The following is a 20772-nucleotide window of genomic DNA, read 5'->3' as shown; positions in this document are numbered from 1 at the left end:
ATGTATTTATGTATTTAGGCAATTAGGCAATTAGGCAATTAGGCAATTAGGCAATTAGGCAATATGTTGAATTGAGCCAAGTGTTTATAACTAAGCATTTCTGAGGGTTTAGCTAGATATCACGAGCATTAGATAATGCTTCTTCGTATGAGTTTATTCACGTGAGCTTGAATGGTACTTTTCGAGTTTAAAAACAACTTATTTTTAGACAAAATACATATGAGGGTAAATGCTCTATTTGGCATATTTCAGATTAATGTTTACATGGACTAACGCCGAGCTAAGCGACAGTATTTAAGTTCTAGCTTTGTGGGAAGCTTCAATGAATCTGGGTTGAATCAATGGCCGACGGCGATACGGTTATCAACTCCCTTTCGTAGATTTAAGCGGTTTATAACCAATCAGTTCTTGCGCTATAGCACGCGACTCGCTAGCTTGAGAATGTCCATGCAGCACGATTCATTCTTATCATTTGGACGCATCTTATTTATAAATAACAGTAGGCGTTTACCTATGTGGCAGAAGATAAAACCTTATAAAGATTCGATAGTGCTACTGAGCGCTTTGCTACTTGGCGGTACGCTGGGGGTTGTGTGGCCAGAGGCGGCGCTTAAGCTCAAACCTTTGGGGCAAATTTTTTTAAATTTATTGTTTATGATTATCGTGCCGCTGGTCGCGATTAGCGTGACCTCATCGATTGCCCGTATGACGGATTTAAAGAAACTCGGCGCGCTGTTAGTGTCTATCATGGCGGTGTCGATTGTGATGGCGATTATTCCGGCGGTTGGCATTATCGGACTGGCCTTATTTTTTGACCCCGCTCAAGGCGTTACTCTCGATCTTAATCAAACCATTAGCGATACGACGGGGACGATGGATTTTGTCGGCCTGCTGACTACCAATGACTTTTCAGGTTTGTTATCCAAATCCAATATTTTAGCACTCATTATTATGTCGGTGATTGTAGGGGTTGCCATAGGTCAATCGGGGGAAGACGGCAGAAAAGTCTCGGCATTACTCGACAGTTTAAATACCGTTATCATGAAGATTGTCTCGATCATTATGGTTGCCGCCCCTTTGGGGCTGGGTGCCTATTTTGCCTCGACAATGGCCAGCCAAGACCCGCAGCTTGTGGTTACTTTTGCCCGCGCAGTTGGCTTATTTATGGTCACCTGTTTTATTTATCTCACTGTGGGTTCCACCTTTTACGCTTGGGTTGGCGGGGGCACGCAAGGGGTTAAACAATTCTGGCGCTTCGCCCTAGAACCCGCAGTGACGGCACTGGGCACTACATCGTCATTAGCGACCTTACCTGTGACCTTAAGAACCGCACTGAAGATGGGTATCAAGCCCGAGATTGCCGATATCAGCTTGCCTTTGTTGGTTAACTTAAATAAAGGCGGCGCTGCGATCATCACGGCCTTAAAAATCGTGTTTATCTACTCGTTACTCGGATTAGATTTCACCGTAGATGTATTTATGGTGACTATTTTGATTTCAGTTTTATCGGCTTTTATTATCGGCGGTGTGCCTGGCGGTGCTTTTCTTGGGGAGATTTTTATCGTCACTACCTTAGGCTTACCGATGGAAACCATCCCAATTTTAGTGGTGATTGGCGCGATTACCGATGCACCATCAACGGTGATTAACGTGGTACACGATTTAAACGCCTGCCAGATTATCGAGCGGCTCAATCACAAACGGCTCTAAAACAGCATAAATACCATGTCCAAAAATTTAGATTTGCCATGGTATTTACTCACTTATCGATTATCCATTAGCTATTGATTAACCTTCATTACATCTAGCAACAGCATGATATCGTCCATGTTTTTATGGAAATACAACAAAAAACGGATCCTATACTGTGTGAGTTAGCACAGATATCCCCACAGTAAATCAATTTAGCTCATCACCATCCATCACTACGTGTTCGCGCTTTAATCATACGAGCGGGGTGACAACTTTAGTTAGTGCATTCGTCTGATTCACCCGCGGGTAAACACCTTATTGCTAACCAGCAAATTTATTAACCAGAATGCACTTATCCCAGTGATTTTCTAGCGCTAGATCAAACTCCCAACAAATCTCATACACTTTTTTATTGACAGCATGCGCCAGCGCAACTTTTTCTACATTTTTACTTAGCAGAATGATTCTAAGGATATTTAATCACTCAATGACTCGCTAAGCGGTAGATTCCGCAGAGGTAAATCAAATGATTTTAATGGAATTTATAATCGTACTTAGCTGCTTGTTATTAGGTACGCGTTATGGCGGTATGGGACTGGGGCTCATCAGCGGCATTGGTCTTTTTTTACTCATTTTTGTCTTTGGCTTAGCACCCGGACAGCCGCCAGTACAAGTGATGTTAACTATTTTGGCGGTCATTGGTTGCGCATCGGTATTGCAAACGGCTGGCGGCTTGGATGTGATGATGCAATTTGCCGAGCGCCTACTGCGCCGCCATCCACAATACATCACCATACTGGCGCCATTAACAACCTGGACGCTGACCTTCCTCTGCGGTACCGGCCATGTTGTTTATACTATGTTCCCGATTATTTCTGATATCGCGCTGAAGAAAAATATCCGTCCAGAGCGCCCAATGGCCGTGGCATCCATTGCTTCGCAAATGGCAATTTGTGCCTCGCCCGTATCGGTCGCAGTGGTGTCTATGGTATCCATCCTTGCCGCACAGCAAGGTGTAGGGCGCGCTTACAATCTACTCGAAATTTTAATGGTGTCAGTACCTGCATCACTTTGTGGCGTGATGGCTGCGGCACTTTGGAGCCTACGTCGCGGTAAAGATTTAGATAAGGATGAGGAGTTTCAAGAACGCATTAAAGATCCCGTTCAAAGAGCCTTTATCTATGACAAAAGCGAAACCCTGTTAAATCAGCGCTTTCCGAAAGAAGCTTACTGGGCGACGGGGATTTTCTTTGTGGCTATTGCCGCAGTGGTATTGCTAGGCTCCTTTAGCGAGCTGCGGCCCGCCTTTGAAGTTAAAGGTAAATCTACTTTATTATCGATGAACTTAGTCATCCAGATGATGATGTTAATTGCAGGGGCATTTATTCTGATGACCTGCAAAGTTAAACCGACGAGCATTTCTAACGGCCCTGTATTTAAAGCGGGTATGGTGGCGATATTTTCGGTATTTGGTGTGGCATGGATGAGTGATACCTTTTTCATCAGCCATATGGATGTGTTGCAGGAGAACCTGTCACATGTAGTACAAAATCAGCCTTGGACCTATGCGTTAGTGCTGTTTTTAATCTCTAAACTGGTTAACAGCCAAGCGGCAGCACTCACAGCCATTGCGCCTATGGGGCTAGCACTTGGCGTTGATCCAAAACTCTTAATCGCTTTCCTTCCTGCAAGCTACGGTTATTTTGTACTGCCAACCTATCCTAGTGATTTAGCCTGTATCGGCTTTGACCGTTCGGGTACCACAAAAATAGGTAAGTTCATCATTAACCACAGCTTTATTATTCCAGGCTTTATTGGTGTGGGTACAGCATCAACTGTCGGCTATCTACTGGCAACCGCTTTGCTCTAACCGCTATTTAATCAATACCAAAGCGCACTTAAGACGCAACGAATACAGAGCCAACAACATGCAACTCCGTTGGCTCTGTATTGGCTAATGCTGCCCTATCCGCCTTGGCAATATATTGAGGTTTATTGCTCGATTGCAGTTTAGCATTGGCCTTTTTCGCTTTGTTTTTCAAGGTTTGATTAATCTTCTTTTTGCGATTCATTTATGGTGCCAATGGGATTGCAGTATTAAGGAGCACGATTATAGCCTTCCACTTACGGGGCAGACAATCGAAAGCAACAAGAGCGGTCTATACCTAATTAAATTTATAATACCAGCGACTAGACAAGCAATAATTCCTGCCTTAGAATCCGCAACAATGAAAATCATTATCATTTGCAATGCTGTTTAATGGAATATTATTTATGCCAAAGGAGCCGGTGTAGCAAACTCATTCGCCCTTATTTGGAAGTTATATGCCATTCAAAACCTCATTTGTTGCCTTAGCCGTATTTGTAGCGCTAACCCAAGCTGCAGCCGCTCAAGATGCTCTAGATAGCAATACCAACAAGAATAAAGACATTGAAAAAATTACAGTTACCGCGAGCCGTATGGATAAATCGCCAAGCTCGATCCCCAACACTGTCACTATCATCGACCGTGCCCAATTAGAAGAACAGTTCCGCACCACTAAAGATTTATCGACCATTATCGGTAACTTGGCCCCGAGCTTTTCACCAAGCCGCCAAAAAATGAGTAACACAGGCGAAACCCTGCGCGGTCGTCCGCCGCTGATCATGATTGACGGCGTGCCTCAATCAAATCCATTACGTAGTGGTGGCCGCTCGGGTCAAACAATCGACCCTGCCATGATTGAACGTATTGAAATCATTCACGGCGCCAATGCCATGCACGGTTTAGGTGCCCAAGGCGGCATCATTAATTACATTACTAAAAAGCCCACGGGCGATAACGAACACGTGGCTAGTTTTGATGTAACTGTGCCTGATTCGATGAAATCTAACGGTATAAGCTTTGGTGCTAGCTATGCGTTTTCTGGTGAGTCTGAACTTATCGACATGATAGGTTCGGTCAGCTATCGCAACAATGGGGTTTATTACGACGCAAATCATAATATTATTGGGGTAGACACGACTCAGGGTGAGTCGATGGATAGCCAAAGTACCGACTTCTTTATTAAGCTAGGGCATAATTTTGATGAGTCACGTCTTGAGTTAATGGTTAACCATTACAAGGCAGACAACAATGGCGACTGGATGGCGGTTGCTGGTGACAAACCCAATGGCGTTCCCACGGGCGCAGTTAAAGAAAATCAACCTTGGGAAGCGGCCAATAACCAAGTTACCACTACCAGTTTGACTTATACCCACGCAAACCTTGGCGGTCAACAACTTAACCTACAACTGTTTAATCAAGATTTTAAAGCGGTTTATGGTGGCGGCTGTTTCGACAGTTTTTATGACCCAGCTTTCGAAGGTAGCGACCAAGTGATCCAATGTGGTATTGGCAGTAAAGGCGAAAGCTTGTACTACGACCAATCGCGCAACTCTTCAGTTAAATGGGGCTTAAAAAGCTCATTAATTGCTAAGGATATTGCTGGTTTAGGGATTGATGCCGCCTACGGTGTCGATATTTTCCGCGACACGACAGAGCAAGATTTAGTCAAAACAGGCTTCTCATGGGTACCCGAAAGCACCTACGACAATGTCGCACCTTATTTACAGTTAGATTATGATTTAATTGAAAATTTAACCTTATCTACCGGTGTCCGTTACGAACATGCCGAATTGACAGTTGATGATTATAAAACCCTCTGGGGCGCGGGCAATAAACAAATCGCAGGCGGCTCAGCAACCTTCGATGAAACCCTAGTTAACGTTGGGCTTTCCTACAAAATCACTTCCGACATTCGCGTTTATACCAGTTATAACCAAGGTTTTGGTATGCCGGATATTGGCCGAACTCTACGTGATGCTAAGAGTTTCCCTGATGCAAACCCTAGCATCGATGATTCACTGGCACTCACGCCAATTGTCACAGACAACGTTGAAATCGGCGCCGATTACCAAGGTGAATACTTGAGCGCTAAATTAGCTTATTACCGCTCAGCTACCGATTTTGGCTCACGTTTAGCGTTAAATAATGATGGTTTCTACGACGTAAAACGGGAAAAAAGTGTTATCGATGGCATTGAGGCTAATGTCACTGCTTACCTCAGCAGTAATGATGATTTAGGTGTGAACATTGCTATTCAGCAGGGTGAATATGATTCTAACGGTGACAACAAAGTAGACACTGATCTCGATGGTGCCAATATTTCGCCAAATCGTATCAACCTGTTCTGGACGCATAACTTCGACAATGACATGTCGAGCCGTGTGCAAGCCAATTACTACATGGATCGCGACTTTAAAAACGCCGCGGGTAACAAGTATGCAGAATTTGACGGTTACACCACAGTAGATGCATCTTTTTCTATGCCGCTTTATACCGGCACTCTAAGCCTAGGATTACAAAACCTATTTAATAAGGATTATTTCAATTATTACTCACAAACTATGGGTACAAATGATCGTTATTTTAAAGGCATGGGGCGCACAGCGACCATAGGCTACACACTACCTTTTTAAATTAATTTACTGTTTTTAAATGCAAAAAAAGCGCAATGTTATTGCGCTTTTTTATATTTTATATCGCTATCGTTCGCAAACGTTATATCTGCATAGCAATTGGAATTAGTCTTTCGTCACCACCCAAAGCGCGTGCAACAAGCCCGGAAACCAGAAAATTAAACAAAGGACGATGTTGATCAACAAATCCTTTCCCGCTCCCGCCTTTAAAAATACACCTACGGGGGGCAGTAGAATGGCAATAATCACTAAAAGTAGTTTATTTGTATCCATGATGGCGTCTCCTTAAAATCACTGAAATCCTAATATACATGTCTAATTTCGCAGTAAGCCTCAGAATTTGCAATCACTTTTGTGATATTGGTGTTTCAAACAAAAGCCGAGAAATAATAAATGTGCGTTTTTCAGCACCGATCTCATCTGATATCAAGTATCTTAAGGCAGCAGTTTACCTGCTACGTGTATAAGCTTAGCCATAAGCGTTAAAAACCATCTATAGTTAAAGAAAAATATGACCTATTGCCGATGATATTTGATCCACAAGCCTTACTTTTAATTCAGTTTATTTGTCTACTTATAGGCACATCTGCTATTGCTTGGGGATTAATTGCGCACCCACTTAATATTGCCTCCAAAGCCAGCATACGCTTATCGTTAGCGAATTTATGCGTTCTGCTCGGTGTCATCTTGAATACTCAGCGTGGTGAAGGATCCAGTTATCTTTTCTGGTTTGTTTCCGATATCTCACTGTTACTTGGCTTTATGCTATTACGTAGAGGCACCCAATACCTTTTTAGACTGCATAACAGCACTAAATTTGACACCATCGCACTCATTATTACTACGGCCATCATGCTATCTGCACCGCCAAATGCGAGCTCAGAACATTTTCTTGCTGCGGTATTCTCGAGTACTGCGGCGCTATTTTTTATAATGCTGACTAAAGATAACTTTTTTGCCATTAAACGCGATGTTGGGAGCCGCATTGCGATGGTAATGGTCACGCCGTTACTCGCGATGGCCGGTATTTTTATCATCCGAGTGTTTATTGCATTATTTTTACCCGAGCAGAGCAATACGTTTCTTTCTCTAAATACACGAGAAGCCATACCTGTACTGTGGTTTTACGTGTTTTTAATTCTGTTGATTAATATTGTGATGATTGGCAATGCGATAACACGCCTAGTAAGTAAAATCCGTTTATTAGCTGACCGCGACCAACTGACAGGGTTATGGAACCGGCGGGCGATGCGTAAAATGTTAACTCATATCCATCAACGCTGGCTGCGGGATCATGTGCCATATAGTGTGATTCTATTAGATCTTGACCATTTCAAAGCGATTAATGATCGATATGGTCACGCTGTTGGAGATGTAGCATTACAGACAGCCGCAACATTGTTTGCATCAAAATTACGGGCAAACGATGTTTTATCCCGCCACGGTGGAGAGGAATTTTTAGTGCTGTTACCCGCGACAAATGCACAAGAAGCCCTTGCCGTTGCTGAGAAATTACATCGGATATTACGGGAAAACCCCATAAGCTGGCAAAAACACAGCATCAGCCTAACTGCCAGCTTAGGTTATGCCACTATTTATCCAGAGTGCGAGCCCGAGAAATTATTAATTCAAGCTGACCAAGCCATGTATCGCGCAAAATTAGCGGGTCGAGATCGCATCTGCCAAGCAGGTTAAACTTCTTTTAAAACAGTGGTGGCGTATTAATCACCTTTAGCTGGCCAAGCTAATGTATCGGGCTTGTACCACGCGACTAGCGCTTCTGTAATGCTATCAGTGGCGAAATGCTCACCTTGGGTCGGTAAATCCCTATAAGCATAATCACGCCAGCCAGTAATCGCATCGCCATAGCGAAAATGTAAGCAATAGGCATGCAAATAGCAGCGATCAGCAGCCGCGTCACCGTACAAGGCATCACCCAAAATCGGCACGCCTAAACTTGCCAAGGCGACTCGTAATTGATGGGTTTTACCTGAGTGCGGTTTAAGCAAATATAAGCGTAACCCCTCGCCAACACTCAAGGAAAAAAACTGCGTAATTGCGGGATTATCTTTTGTCCGTAATAATTTAAACATACTGCGGCGCGACTTTGCCATATCACCAATCACCCAGCCCTGTTTCTTTTTAGGTTTACCTGTCGCAAGGGCAAGATAATATTTCTGCACTTTATGGGCAGTAAACAGTTCGGTAAATTGTCTGGCAGCAACAGCACTTTTAGTCAAAATTAATAAGCCTGAGGTAGGCGTATCTAGTCTATGCACTGCAAAAAGCTTAATGCCGAGATCTTGTTCTGCCTGCGCCACCACGCCAGCAGCGCCGTCCTGACTATGAAAATGTACATTGGCTGATTTAGAAATAATAATAAAATCAGCCTCATCGGCTATGATTCGATACATGGGTTGCTCGGCGCTTAAAAAGTGGCATATCCGCTTAAAAGTTAATAGTAACGACTAAGCCAGGATGATTATCCGTGAGAGTAATTTTGGCATTGTGCCGTGAGATAATCGCTTTGACCATAGATAATCCTAATCCTGTACCCTGTAAATGCCGGCTAGGATCGAGGCGTACTAAACGCTCGAACACTCTTTCTTTACTGTCGTCGGGAATACCTGGACCATTATCGCGGATCTGAATTTGCGGGCCAGACTGAACTATCTCTATGCGTGCACCTTGGCCTGAATACTTCATCGCATTATCAACAAGGTTATATAACGCTTGGAATAATAAATACTTATCACCAAATACTTTATAGTCAGACAATAACGACAAGCTTAAGGTTTGTTCATTAGACTCAGCCACGGCATCAGCCATATCCAATAAGTCGGTACAAAGTTGCGCTAGGCTCAACTCCTGTAAATCGAGTGTCTGTTGGCCTTCTTCGATACGAGTGAGCGACAACATGGCATCAAATGTCGCCAAACAATGATCAAGTTCCTCGGTCAAAATGGCGCAACCCTCGCTAATCTCATCACTGGGTTTGCTCGCTAATTCTTCAAGACCAATACGAATATGAGAAAGTGGAGTGCGTAAATCGTGGGCAATGTTGTCAGTCGCGCCGCGTACTGCCATCAGGTTATTTTCGAGGATATCGAGCACCTTATTAAATTGCAGCGCCAGCATATCAAACTCATCTTGACGCCAACTCAAGGGCAAACGCGTATCGTAATGGCCGCGCTCAATCTGCTCACTTAAACGGTTGTATTGTACTAATCGACGTAAAATAGCCTTAGAAAACAAATATCCAAGTGCTAAAGTCAGCACTATGGTAAGCATGACCGCCGTTGCTGCGGCGCTGATAAATTTATCAATTAAGGTCGCTAAGTTGTCGGTACGAGTCGCGATTAATACTGGACCGTAACGAGTCATCACTAGACCACCAGTAAGAATATGCAGTTTGTCTGGTCCACCGGTCAAAATGGGGAAGTCCCGCGTTTGCGGCAACATAGGCATATCTTCGGGCATAAAACTTAAGGCACCGACCATATCGTAGCTATCACGCCAAGCGATTAGGGCGGTTTGAGGATCGGCTGCACGAATTTGAGCGGCAAAACTGCGACGATCAACAGTTATGGCAAGCTGTTGATAACGCTGAGTTTCTGATTCTAACGACTGCGTTACTTGGTATTGTTGCTCAATAATCAACTGTCGATAAAGAGCAAATAACAACGCCCCAATGATCACAACCACTAAGGTAGAAAAGATAATGGTGATGCGCCAAGCGCTACTCTGGTAAGGCTTAATGCCTTTGTCGTAAGCGATAACCCGCCCCTCTCACGGTTTCAATCAATTCACCATGGCCTAACTCTTCGAATTTACGGCGTAATTTGGCAATATGTACGTCGATAACGTTGGTGCGTGGATCAAAATGATAATCCCACACAGCTTCGAATAACAAAGTGCGACTGATCACTTGATTTGCATGTTCCATCAAAAACTTAAGTAACTGAAATTCTTTGGGTTGCAACATCAGCTCTTGCCCGTCTAACGTCACATTACGGGTCAGTAACTCCATCTTTAAACTGCCGACCATTAGATCAGTAATCACTGGCACAGATTGACCACGGTGCATCAGTTTTTCAGCGCGCACTAATAACTCCGAGAACGCAAATGGCTTAGTCATATAGTCATCGCCACCTGCACGCAAGCCTTTCACCCGTTCATCGACATGCGCTAAAGCCGATAAAATTAGCACTGGAGTTTGGTTACCCGTAGCCCTTAGAGCGGCGAGTAATTTTAGGCCATCGAGCTGGGGTAGCATGCGGTCGAGGATCATTAAATCGTACTGACTGCTGGTCGCCAGTGATAGACCTTGATGGCCGTCACTGGCAGTTTCGATATTATGGCCCTGCTCAAGAAATCCTTTGACGATATAATCAATCGTCGTCGCATCATCTTCTACTAAAAGTATTTTCATCTGTATGTTGCGCTCCTCAATGTTAAAGACTGGCTATAGCACGCGATTAATTTAGGTGGGTTAATCCCATTGTAGTAGGGGTAATGGTCGTAAATTCTCAACATCAAAAGCCAATTTCAACTTGCCTGTATCATCGAGCAATTTAAGCTCTAAGTAACTGATACCTAAGTCGTGATCTAATTTTGCCTCGGTCAAAAAGGCATTCTTTTCTTTAATCGCTTTTGTGATTAAACCCGAAAATGTTTGCTCTTTTGCCGCAATCAAACGTGCGGCTTCAACCTCACCGAGATCATCAGCACTGACTTTTCTCGCCTTTTGTTTCAGCAACTTGCCATCGCGGGCACGATATTCAAACCGAGTAATAGAATTAGCTAAAGGGTTAATCAGCTCAAATTGGTAGACTAACTCGCCCTCTTGCGTTTCCATCTCAAACTCGGCAATCACGCCAGAGAACCCTTTTTCGATCTGCTGCATAACGCTCAGCGGCGGTACATAGTCTCCACCCGCAAACATCGAATACATGCTCTGAGCCGCGGTTGCGACGCCAGATACCAACATGAATCCTAGCAACCATAGTCTCATGGCTCCTCCATATAAATCAGCTAAGTTGTATCTTATGGGACAAGCTACTAGAAGTCGATGGAGCCTATTATTGCTGCATTCAGCCTCTAGCTAGCCCACGCAATCATGTGTTACTGGATATAAAGTCACTTTACGACTATTTCAACTTAAATTTGACCATAAAATAGCTAAACAATGGCATTGTTATATCGACTCAGCGGCCAACTCCCAAGCCTAATAGCAATCATGTTGTGGCTAATGCGTTAAGTCTACCTAATGCCAGCTGAAACACCGATGGAAACAAGATTAAGCTTTGATCATCTAGGTTATTCTAAAATATGAATTTGCTCTGATTTCAGCGCCACTGTAGTTTGCATTCCCTTCGTTAGCGCTAGCTTTTGCGCAAAGTGCAGCGAGACTTCGGTGTTAAGTTGTAACTGAGTCCCGGTGACATAGCAGATAAGCCGTACTGATTCGCCCATCACCAACATAGTGTCAATAGTCACATCTAGTTTATTAAAGCTTCGGCATAAACGTTTGTTTGATATAGAATTAAAGCGGATCCCTTGATTAGGAATAGCCCAACGAACACGCGAACCAACAAGAAGATTTTTACTATAATCACAGGCAATGAGCTGCCCACCGAATTTAAGCCAAGTTAAATTTTTAGTATCGTCTTGGAAAACCACTTCACCATCAAAAATATTTCTCAGCCCCATTTGCCTTGCAACGGTCTCGTTACGCGGCCGCGACAACACCTCAAAGGGCGCGCCTTGTTGTAGCATTTGCCCTTGGCTAATCAAAATCATCGAATCGGCCAACAACAAAGCTTCATTTAAGTCATGGGTAACCATGATAACTGGGCATAATAACTGCTCTTTGAGGCGAGCTAGCTCAAGATACAAACGTTCCCGAGTTTCCCTGTCTACCGCCGAAAAGGGTTCATCTAATAGTAAAACAGAAGGCTCGCGGGCTAATGCTCGTGCTAAAGCAACTCGTTGCCGCTGCCCACCGGATAGCTGCGCCGGTAATCTATCGGGTAAACCGTGCAAATTTACGCGTTCGAGCCAATCTTTAGCGCGCACAATGCGCGCAGCCTTGGGGATATGATCAAGCCCTGCGACCACATTTTCTAAGACAGTAAGATTAGGAAATAAGCCAAAATGCTGTGGCATATAACCAATATGGCGTTGCTGCGGGCTCAAGGCAATACGTGCTTCACTATCAAACCAAGGCTTTACACCAAAATTAATCTGCCCCGCATCGGGATGATTTAATCCAGCAATCATCCTCAACAGCGTTGTTTTACCGCCACCAGAAGGGCCAACCACAGCTAACACTTCACCTGCTTTGCAGCGAAAATCAGCTTTGAGTTTGATGTGCTTATGATTATGGATCTGGCAATGCAGATCAGCGATGATTTGCGCCATGCTGACCTCCTAAACGTCGCGATAAACTGGTGGTCAGCGCTAACGCCGTCACGGCAAACAGCAATAAAACTAATGACATAATGCCTGCTGCATTAAAATCAAAGGCCTGCACACTGTCGTAGATAGCAATCGAAATCGTCTTAGTTTCGCCAGCAATATTACCGCCCATCATGAGCACAACACCAAACTCACCTAACACGTGGGAAAAACATAACACCAGTGCGGTCAATACGCCTGGCCACACCATAGGCAATTCAATCTTAAGCAGAATTTTAAGCCGGCTCATACCGCAACAGGCAGCTGCATCACGAACATCATTAGGCACTGCTTCAAAAGCGCGCTGTATTGGTTGTACTGCAAAGGGAATGTTGACGATGACGGAAGCTAAAACAAGCCCAGAAAAATGAAACACTAACTGCTGGCCGAACAGTTGCTCAATCCACTGTCCTAACCAGCTTTGGCTACCAAGCCCAACTAATAAATAATAACCAATCACGGTAGGCGGTAACACTAAGGGCACCATAATCAGTGCCTCAACCCAAGATTTACCGACAAACTGGCGATAGGCTAATGCTCGGCCTGCGAGTATTGCCAGAGGGATCAGCACTAATACTGTAATACTACTGAGCTTTACCGATAACCACAGCGCCTGCCAATCCATTTAAATCCTTAACGGTTAGGTAAGCCAAAACCATATTGAGTGAATACGCTACGGGCAGCATCAGATTGCAGATATTGATAAAAACGTTCAGCGGTTGAGCTCGCTTTAGGCATAAGTGCCATACGCTGGTAAAGCGGAGTATGGTACTTTGCAGGTAACGCCACGTAGTGACCTAATGCTTGAAACTGCGGTGCCATTGCCAATGACAACGGAATAATTCCACCCTGAGTTGAGCCACTCACCGCAAATTGTGCCGCTTGAGCGGCATTTTCACCTAAAATCAACTTGGTTTGCAGATCATCCCATAAACCGAACTTTTTCAATAACTCACGGGCGCTTTCACCATAGGGTGCGTGATCGGGGTTAGCAATTGCAAAACGCTCAATCTTGCCCGATGCCAGTAATGTTTTTAGCCCATTAAGTTCAATATCTAATGTAAGGGGGGACTTTTTTGGCGCAACTAACGCTAAGCGGCCAATGGCGTACATCACTCCCTCGTCTTGGGTAAAACCGACTTTATTCAGCTCAGTAATGTAACGCTCATCAGCGCTAAGCAGCATCTCGAACGGGGCACCATGCTGAATTTGCGCAACGAAGTTACCCGATGAACCATAGGATACCCGTACTTTAAGGCCTGTTTCTGCAGTGAAGTTTTTAACGATATCATCTAGCGCAAACTTAATATTGGCAGCGGCTGCAATTGCAGGAATAGGCGCGTTATCCGCTGCCTGACTCGCTAATGGCACCATCGCCAAGCCAAGCAATAATGTAAAGCCAAGAGCGTGGAACAAACGGGTTAAACTCTGCATGGGATCACCTAGGCCACGTTCACGTGGAGCCAGCACGTGGCGACTGATTACAACGAGTCTTTGTGCTGCCACAGCTTAGCAGCTTGTTCATCGGCATCTTTCGCCTCAACCCAACTTTGGCCTTGAGCGCCAGCTTCTAATTTCCAGAATGGCGCTTTGGTTTTTAAAAAGTCGATTAAGAACTCGCAGGCAGCAAAAGCGGCTTTACGATGGGCACTCGTTACGCCAATAAATACGATTTGTTCACCTAATGCCATAGTGCCAACGCGATGGATAACGGTCACTTTATTAACGGGCCAACGACTACGCGCTTCAACAACAATCTGTTCGAGTATGGCTTCTGTCATACCTGGATAATGCTCTAAGGTTAAGTCGGCCACGGCGGTGCCATCATTAAAATCACGCACTTTACCGACAAAAGTCACCACGGCTCCATCACTATCGTCTTGGATTAATTGTTGATATTCATCAGGCACATTAAAGTCGACCTCTTGCACTCGCACAGCGGATAATAAACGCATATTAACCTCCGGTGACGGGTGGAAAGAACGCAACTTCATCACCATCTTTAATAGGTGCATCCCACTGGCTCATGGTCTGGTTTACTGCCACCAGCAATTTGTCTGACGTTAATACTTTTGCCCATTTTTCATCGGTAGTCGCTAGCATTGCGCGAAGTGCTTCGGCGGTTTGCGTTTGCTCACTCGCATCGACACTTAACTTGGCCGTGCCCAATAATTCTCGAACTTGAGCAAAAAACAACACGTTAATCATAATTTTCTCTCGTTTTTGATCCGCTAAACCTTAAAATGTCCAGATTTTCCACCACGTTTTTCCAGTAAGCGCACTTGGGAAATAACCATATCTTTTTGCACCGCTTTGCACATATCGTAGATAGTTAACGCCGCCACAGAGGCCGCGGTTAAGGCTTCCATTTCTACGCCGGTTTTACCGGATAATTTGCATAGACTAGTAATGCGCACGCGGTTATGTTCAGGCTCCGCTTCTAAATCAACCTCAACCTTAGTCAACATGAGTGGATGACATAGAGGAATAAGATCTGAGGTTTTTTTAGCAGCTTGGATACCCGCAATACGCGCGGTCGCAAACACATCACCCTTATGGTGACTACCGCTCATAATCATTTCTAGGGTAGTGCTTGCCATCTCAATAAAAGCTTCAGCACGGGCTTCACGCTCGGTGACCGCTTTTTCGGTTACATCAACCATATGGGCATTGCCATCGGCATTGATATGAGTAAATACATTGCTCATTGGAGCGATCCTTTATGTGGGGTAAAACAAAGTGCAAGAAAAACTAACCAATGCACACACTCAATCGATGGTGATAAGAGTGAGAATATCGCTCTATCTAACCGCCAATAGAGGCGAGATGCTGAGTCACACCCGTGATACCTTGATGCAAGTAGTGGGTTTCTTTCTTCTGGGCTAATTGACCGTGCAAACGCTCGATCAATTCAGCTTGTTGACTGGAGTGCTGCAACAAATCACGTAAATCGACACCCGATTCGGTAAAGAGGCATAAATGTAACTTGCCCTTAGCCGAGACTCGCAGACGATTACAAGTCGCACAGAAATTATTGGCATAGGGCATGATCAAACCAATACGCCCCTTATAGTCGCTGCGACTAAAATTTTGCGCAGGACCATCATCGGCGCTTGGCGTATCTAAATGCCAACCATCTGCCAGTAACTGAGCTTTGATATCTGCTCCCGCTAAATGGTGGGCTTCAAAATACTCACGGCCAAGACCCGTTTCCATCAACTCGATAAAACGTAAATCGATAGGCGTATTTTTAATCCACTGCAAAAAACGTGGTAAATCTTTATCATTTAAGCCTTTAAGCAGTACAGCGTTAATTTTTACTCGCTCAAAACCCGCCGTCAGAGCGGCATCAATGCCCCGCATTACTTCGTCGAATTTATTTTCGCCGGTGATCTGATAAAACATTTTAGGATCTAAACTGTCCACAGAAACATTGATACGGCGTAGACCCGCATCAAACCATTCTTGGGCATGTTTTTCGAGGCGATAACCGTTAGTCGTGGTAGCAATATTTTTAATATGAGGGTTGTCAGCTACCACACGAATAATATCGGTGAAGTCTTTACGTAGGGTAGGTTCACCACCGGTAATACGAATTTTTTGGGTACCAACTTGACCGAATGCAGAAACGAGATTTTCTATCTCATTAAGAGATAAAAATTGCGGCTTACCATCTGGATGATAACCGTCGGGGAGGCAATAGCTGCATTTGAAGTTACAAACGTCAGTGACTGACATGCGTAAATAGTGAAACTTTCGACCAAAGCTGTCTTGTAATTGAGACATGATCACCTTTCCAAGTGTGGGAGGCGAGAGCATTTCTTATCCCGCCCCGGTGGCATTATTACCACGGCTACACCGCCATATTTTTCAACTTAGGCAGGCAAGCTCGGAGAACCGTCGCCGCTGATTATAGGCCGAAAGTACTCACTAGCTATACCCCTAAACAGGTATTTATTTACCAAAACTTTACTCGCGTTAATAATCTGTGACAGCCCTCACCTAAAGATTTGTACTCAAGTAGGCTCAACATTGGCTTAATCCACTGTGACCTTATCTTATTTTAAGGTAAGGTGGTACAAACAATAAAACGCCCGTTTACAAACGACAACACTCGATAGAAATCGGGGAAACGTAAAGGAAGAGGTGAACTGATGGAACGCGAATCAATGGAATTCGATGTTGTGATCGTAGGTGCAGGTCCAGCGGGCTTAGCAACTGCGTGTCGATTAATGCAAATTTCACAGGATTCAGGTAAAGAAATTACCGTCTGTGTAGTTGAAAAAGGCTCCGAAGTGGGTGCGCATATCCTGTCTGGCGCAGTGTTCGAACCCAAAGTGCTTAGTGAGCTGTTTAGCGACTGGCGCGAAAAAGATGCCCCAGTAAACACCGCAGTCACCCAAGACGAAATCTATTTATTGAACTCTGCCACCGATGGCCGAGTCATGCCTAATGCTTTTGTACCAAAAACGATGCACAACGAGGGTAATTTTATTATCAGTGTTGGCAACCTGTCCCGCTGGCTTGCAGGCCGTGCAGAAGAGCTAGGCGTTGAAATATTCCCAGGGTTTGCGGCGAGTGAATTACTGTTTAACGACGATAACAGTGTTAAAGGTATTTTGATTGGCGATATGGGCATAGGCGCCGATGGCAAACCGAAAGACAGTTATATGCCGGGTATGGAGTTACATGCAAAATACACTGTTTTTTCTGAAGGTTGCCGTGGTCACTTAGGTAAACAACTGATCGAAAAATATCATTTAGATAATGGTAAAACACCGCAACATTATGGCTTAGGGTTCAAAGAAATTTGGAAGGTCCCAGCCGAACAACATGAGCTAGGTAAAGTGGTTCATACTGGAGGCTGGCCATTAACCGAGGGGTCATCTGGCGGCGGCTTCCTTTATCATATGGAAGACAACCAAATTGCGGTTGGGCTTATTATCGATTTGAATTATAAGAATCCGCATCTCAGCCCCTTTGATGAATTTCAGCGTTACAAAACTCACCCTGTGATTGCCAAATATTTAACCGGTGGCGAACGTCTTAGCTATGGCGCACGCGCAATCACTAAAGGTGGTTTAAACTCACTACCTAAGATGAGTTTCCCCGGAGGCCTTATCATAGGTTGTAATGCTGGTACCTTAAACTTTGCAAAAATCAAGGGTACTCATACTGCGATGAAGAGCGGTATTGTGGCAGCTGAAACCTTAGGTAAAGCGATGATGGCGGGGGTTGAAGGCGGTAAAGATCTTGATTGTTTCCAAACCCATATAGAAGAAAGTTGGCTGCATGACGAATTATATAAATCGCGTAATTTTGGCCCAGCTATGCACAAGTTTGGCACTTACTTAGGCGGCGCCTTCAACTATATTGATCAAAACTGGTTTGGTGGAAGATTCCCAATAACATTGCGTGATGAACTGCCTGATTATGCACAAATGGCGCCGGTCAGCAGTTACAACAAGATTGATTATCCGAAACCAGATGGCAAGCTTAGTTTTGACAAACTGTCTTCAGTTTATCTATCGAGCACCTACCATGAAGAAGACCAGCCCTGCCATTTACACCTAAAAGACAGCAGTATTCCGCTAGGCATTAACCTCAGTCAATTTAATGAACCTGCACAACGCTATTGCCCTGCAGGTGTGTATGAAATCGTCGAAGAAGCGGGTCAGCCCAAATTTGTGATCAATGCACAAAACTGTATTCACTGTAAAACCTGCGACATTAAGGACCCAAGCCAAAATATTACTTGGGTAACCCCCGAAGGTGGTGGTGGCCCCAACTACCCTAATATGTAGTAAATTATTGTAAATATGTGAACTAAGGCGTCTTAAATGACGCCTTTTTTTTACCTAAAATACAAATAATTGACTATTTTAGCTTGCCCTTGCTCACTACATTAGCCACAATCACAGCACAAAAAGAGTCCGTTCTAAACACATCTGCATTTCAGTCTATACTCTACATAATAAGATCTATCGCAAGAGCAACAGGTTAGGCCAAATAAGCCTCGCTAACGCTGTTTTATTAGCCAATCAATCTAGACTAAAGTTAACTTTTAACATTATTGTCCGATAATCATTATCGTACACGGTGCGTCGACCGATAACTTAAAATAGTCCAACAAAGGCATATTGATATTTATGATATTTAATAACCTCACCATTAAGCAGAAAATTCTGCTTACCGTCACATTTGCGGTACTGCTGTCGACCATACTTGTCGGCGTATTAAGCCAGCGCAGTGCTAAAAATGTGGTCCAGCAACGTATGTTGGGTTCGGAACTGCCGAGTTTAATGATGCAGATCCGTAATAAGATCGATCTCGATATTTCTACCTTAATGAATGCTGCAGAACAACTAGCAAACAGCCGTATGTTACTGCAATGGCTAGAAGAAGGTCGACCACAGGATAAAGAGGCAATTGTCGTTGCCCAGCTGAAAGATATTTCTCGCCAATATAACTTAGTGCAAACCTCCTACGCCGATAAACAAACCGCAGCCTACTACACTCAAGATGGTTTTTTGCGTGTACTCATCCCAGGGCAGGACGATTGGTTTTTTGGTTATCGCGATAGCGGTCAAGAGCGAATGTTAAACGTATTCACTGAGGCCAATGGCGAGGTTAAGCTTTTTATTAACTATCAGCAGCCTAATGGTCGCGGGTTAGTCGGGCTTGCGAAATCACTCGATGATATGGTGAGTTTGCTTAACTCCTTTAAAATTGAAAAGACCGGCTTTGTCTATTTAGTTGATGCTAAGGGAGACGTTAAACTCCATCCCGATCCGAGCCAAATCGGTAAGAGCAATTTAAACAGTCTATATAAAGGAGATAATTCAAGTTCGTTATTAAGTCGCAGTGATTTCAACCTAATTAATACCACAATCAATGGCGAAGATATGTTGGTCGCCAGCAGTTATATCGCGTCAATGGATTGGTATCTGGTTGCGCAAGTGCCTAAGGCAGAAGTCTTTGCACTACTAACTGACGCCGCCTACCAAATTTTAATGTGGACACTGTTAATTGCTGTAGGCTTTATTGCACTGGCCGTATTAGTTGCAGGCTCGGTTAGCCGCCCTATCACCCAAATTGCCGCAATGTTCCGTGATATCGGTGAAGGCGAAGGTGACTTACGCCAACGCTTACCCGTTAATGGTGAAGATGAAATAGCTCAACTAGCAAAAGGATTTAATAGCTTCATCAGCAAAATCCAAGAGACTGTAATTGAAGTTGCCGAAACAAGCGAACAGCTCGGTTTTTCAGCTAAAGATGTGTCTAACCAAGCGCAGCAAACGCTGGACGACAGCAACGAGCAGAAAGATCGCACTGTTATGGTAGTGACTGCCATTAATGAAATGGGCGCAACGGTTAACGAAATTGCTAGCAATGCTGCCCAAGCTGCGGTAGCTGCTAGAGATGCCGACACAGAAGCCAGTAGTGGCCAGGCTGTTGTGACACGCGCTCGAGATACCATTAACCAATTATCAAAGGATGTTGGCCAAGTGGGTGAAGTGATCGAGTCGCTCGCGACGCACACTAAATCCATCGGAGGCATTTTAGATGTGATCCGTGCCATCTCTGAACAAACTAACTTACTCGCTCTCAACGCAGCCATTGAAGCGGCGCGCGCGGGTGAGGCAGGACGCGGGTTTGCCGTTGTTGCCGATGAAGTACGTAACTTAGCGTCACGAACTGCAGCATCAACCAACGAAGTGCAAGGTATGATCGACAAGCTGCAATCGGAAGCGAGCCGCGCTGTAAATGCGATGTCTCAAAGCCGCACCCGCTCACATGAAGGTGTAGTTGCCGTTGATGAAGCGAGCCAATCTTTGATTGGTATTAGCGATAGAATTGGCCTGATTAGTGACATGAATATCCAAGTTGCTGCCGCGACAGAAGAGCAATCGACCGTTGTTGAAGATATTAACCGTAACGTCACTGAAATCAACGACATTACTCAGCGTACGGCAGATACAGCACAAGCTGCAGCGCAAGCGAGTTTGGCCTTGAATCAACTGTCTCATCGCTTGGATTCTCTAGTGGCAAAGTTTAAGGTGTAATACCTAACACTTGCCTATTCTTGCTGCATAAAAAACGCCTTAGATAGCAATATCT

At 44.4% G+C, this 20772-nt stretch carries 19 protein-coding genes and 1 riboswitch; of the genes, 6 read left to right on the top strand and 13 right to left on the bottom strand.

All coding sequences use genetic code 11. From position 1 onward, the window contains the following. Positions 1-513 precede the first annotated feature (513 nt). Entirely contained in the window at positions 514-1710 is a 1197-nt protein-coding gene (locus tag C9I43_RS17750; RefSeq protein ID WP_107884916.1) for a dicarboxylate/amino acid:cation symporter, read from the top strand. 508 nt (positions 1711-2218) lie between these two features. Beyond that, positions 2219-3562 (top strand): anaerobic C4-dicarboxylate transporter, encoded by a 1344-nt coding sequence (locus C9I43_RS17745; RefSeq protein WP_107884914.1) that lies wholly within the window; start codon positions 2219-2221, stop codon positions 3560-3562. A 28-nt stretch (positions 3563-3590) separates the two neighbouring features. On the opposite strand, the gene C9I43_RS17740 is transcribed toward C9I43_RS17745, so the two are convergent. Continuing rightward, on the bottom strand, positions 3591-3764 hold the full coding sequence (locus C9I43_RS17740; RefSeq protein ID WP_107884912.1) for a DUF2986 domain-containing protein: 174 nt from the start codon (positions 3762-3764) through the stop codon (positions 3591-3593). A 253-nt stretch (positions 3765-4017) separates the two neighbouring features. Here C9I43_RS17740 and C9I43_RS17735 point away from each other — a divergent pair, with 253 nt between their 5' ends. Then, positions 4018-6192, top strand: a complete 2175-nt coding sequence (locus tag C9I43_RS17735) for a TonB-dependent receptor (RefSeq protein ID WP_076497174.1) — start codon at positions 4018-4020, stop codon at positions 6190-6192. Positions 6193-6297: 105 nt separating this feature from the next. Here C9I43_RS17735 and C9I43_RS17730 read toward each other — a convergent pair whose 3' ends face one another. Continuing rightward, complete coding sequence (locus tag C9I43_RS17730) at positions 6298-6465, bottom strand: YqaE/Pmp3 family membrane protein (protein ID WP_076497175.1); 168 nt, start codon at positions 6463-6465, stop codon at positions 6298-6300. Positions 6466-6717: 252 nt separating this feature from the next. Here C9I43_RS17730 and C9I43_RS17725 point away from each other — a divergent pair, with 252 nt between their 5' ends. Further along, on the top strand, positions 6718-7887 hold the full coding sequence (locus tag C9I43_RS17725; protein ID WP_107884910.1) for a GGDEF domain-containing protein: 1170 nt from the start codon (positions 6718-6720) through the stop codon (positions 7885-7887). Between the two features lie 26 nt (positions 7888-7913). Here the strand turns inward: C9I43_RS17725 and C9I43_RS17720 are convergent, their stop codons facing one another. The 11 genes from C9I43_RS17720 to moaA form a co-directional block, all read right to left on the bottom strand. After that, positions 7914-8606 (bottom strand): TIGR01621 family pseudouridine synthase, encoded by a 693-nt coding sequence (locus C9I43_RS17720; RefSeq protein WP_107884908.1) that lies wholly within the window; start codon positions 8604-8606, stop codon positions 7914-7916. 34 nt (positions 8607-8640) lie between these two features. Continuing rightward, positions 8641-9897 (bottom strand): sensor histidine kinase, encoded by a 1257-nt coding sequence (locus C9I43_RS17715; RefSeq protein WP_107884906.1) that lies wholly within the window; start codon positions 9895-9897, stop codon positions 8641-8643. 49 nt (positions 9898-9946) lie between these two features. Continuing rightward, a complete protein-coding gene (locus tag C9I43_RS17710) occupies positions 9947-10624 on the bottom strand; it encodes a response regulator transcription factor (RefSeq protein ID WP_107884904.1) in 678 nt (225 codons plus the stop codon). Positions 10625-10684: 60 nt separating this feature from the next. Continuing rightward, entirely contained in the window at positions 10685-11206 is a 522-nt protein-coding gene (locus C9I43_RS17705; protein WP_076497180.1) for a PepSY domain-containing protein, read from the bottom strand. 305 nt (positions 11207-11511) lie between these two features. Beyond that, positions 11512-12615: an ABC transporter ATP-binding protein gene (locus C9I43_RS17700; protein WP_107884902.1), complete on the bottom strand. Its 1104-nt coding sequence runs from the start codon at positions 12613-12615 to the stop codon at positions 11512-11514. Next, positions 12596-13276: a molybdate ABC transporter permease subunit gene (gene modB, locus C9I43_RS17695; protein ID WP_107884900.1), complete on the bottom strand. Its 681-nt coding sequence runs from the start codon at positions 13274-13276 to the stop codon at positions 12596-12598. The genes C9I43_RS17700 and modB overlap by 20 nt, the downstream gene beginning before the upstream one ends. Before the next feature lie 8 nt (positions 13277-13284). After that, a complete protein-coding gene (gene modA, locus C9I43_RS17690; RefSeq protein ID WP_107884898.1) occupies positions 13285-14085 on the bottom strand; it encodes a molybdate ABC transporter substrate-binding protein in 801 nt (266 codons plus the stop codon). A 47-nt stretch (positions 14086-14132) separates the two neighbouring features. Further along, positions 14133-14606 (bottom strand): molybdopterin synthase catalytic subunit MoaE, encoded by a 474-nt coding sequence (gene moaE, locus C9I43_RS17685; RefSeq protein WP_107884896.1) that lies wholly within the window; start codon positions 14604-14606, stop codon positions 14133-14135. Between the two features lies 1 nt (position 14607). Further along, positions 14608-14859, bottom strand: a complete 252-nt coding sequence (moaD, locus tag C9I43_RS17680; protein ID WP_076497184.1) for a molybdopterin synthase sulfur carrier subunit — start codon at positions 14857-14859, stop codon at positions 14608-14610. Between the two features lie 23 nt (positions 14860-14882). Continuing rightward, entirely contained in the window at positions 14883-15359 is a 477-nt protein-coding gene (gene moaC, locus C9I43_RS17675) for a cyclic pyranopterin monophosphate synthase MoaC (RefSeq protein ID WP_107884895.1), read from the bottom strand. A gap of 97 nt (positions 15360-15456) precedes the next feature. After that, positions 15457-16437 carry a GTP 3',8-cyclase MoaA gene (gene moaA, locus C9I43_RS17670; RefSeq protein WP_076497185.1) on the bottom strand — a complete coding sequence of 327 codons (981 nt, stop codon included), beginning with the start codon at positions 16435-16437 and terminating at the stop codon, positions 15457-15459. Next, a riboswitch (molybdenum cofactor riboswitch) is annotated at positions 16425-16558 on the bottom strand. (Overlaps the previous gene by 13 nt.) Before the next feature lie 247 nt (positions 16559-16805). On the opposite strand from moaA, the gene C9I43_RS17665 reads away from it, so the two are divergent. Continuing rightward, the gene (locus tag C9I43_RS17665; RefSeq protein WP_107884893.1) at positions 16806-18455 is read left to right on the top strand and encodes an electron transfer flavoprotein-ubiquinone oxidoreductase; all 1650 of its coding nucleotides are present in this window, start codon (positions 16806-16808) and stop codon (positions 18453-18455) included. A gap of 345 nt (positions 18456-18800) precedes the next feature. After that, positions 18801-20717, top strand: coding sequence for a methyl-accepting chemotaxis protein (locus C9I43_RS17660; RefSeq protein ID WP_107884891.1), 1917 nt, complete (start codon positions 18801-18803; stop codon positions 20715-20717). Positions 20718-20772 lie beyond the last annotated feature (55 nt).

The organism is Shewanella morhuae (assembly GCF_003028295.1).
In the GTDB taxonomy this organism is placed as follows: Bacteria; Pseudomonadota; Gammaproteobacteria; order Enterobacterales; family Shewanellaceae; genus Shewanella; species Shewanella morhuae.
The sequence above is the reverse complement of the archived record's forward strand: the minus strand, read 5'-3'. Positions and strand labels throughout refer to the sequence as shown.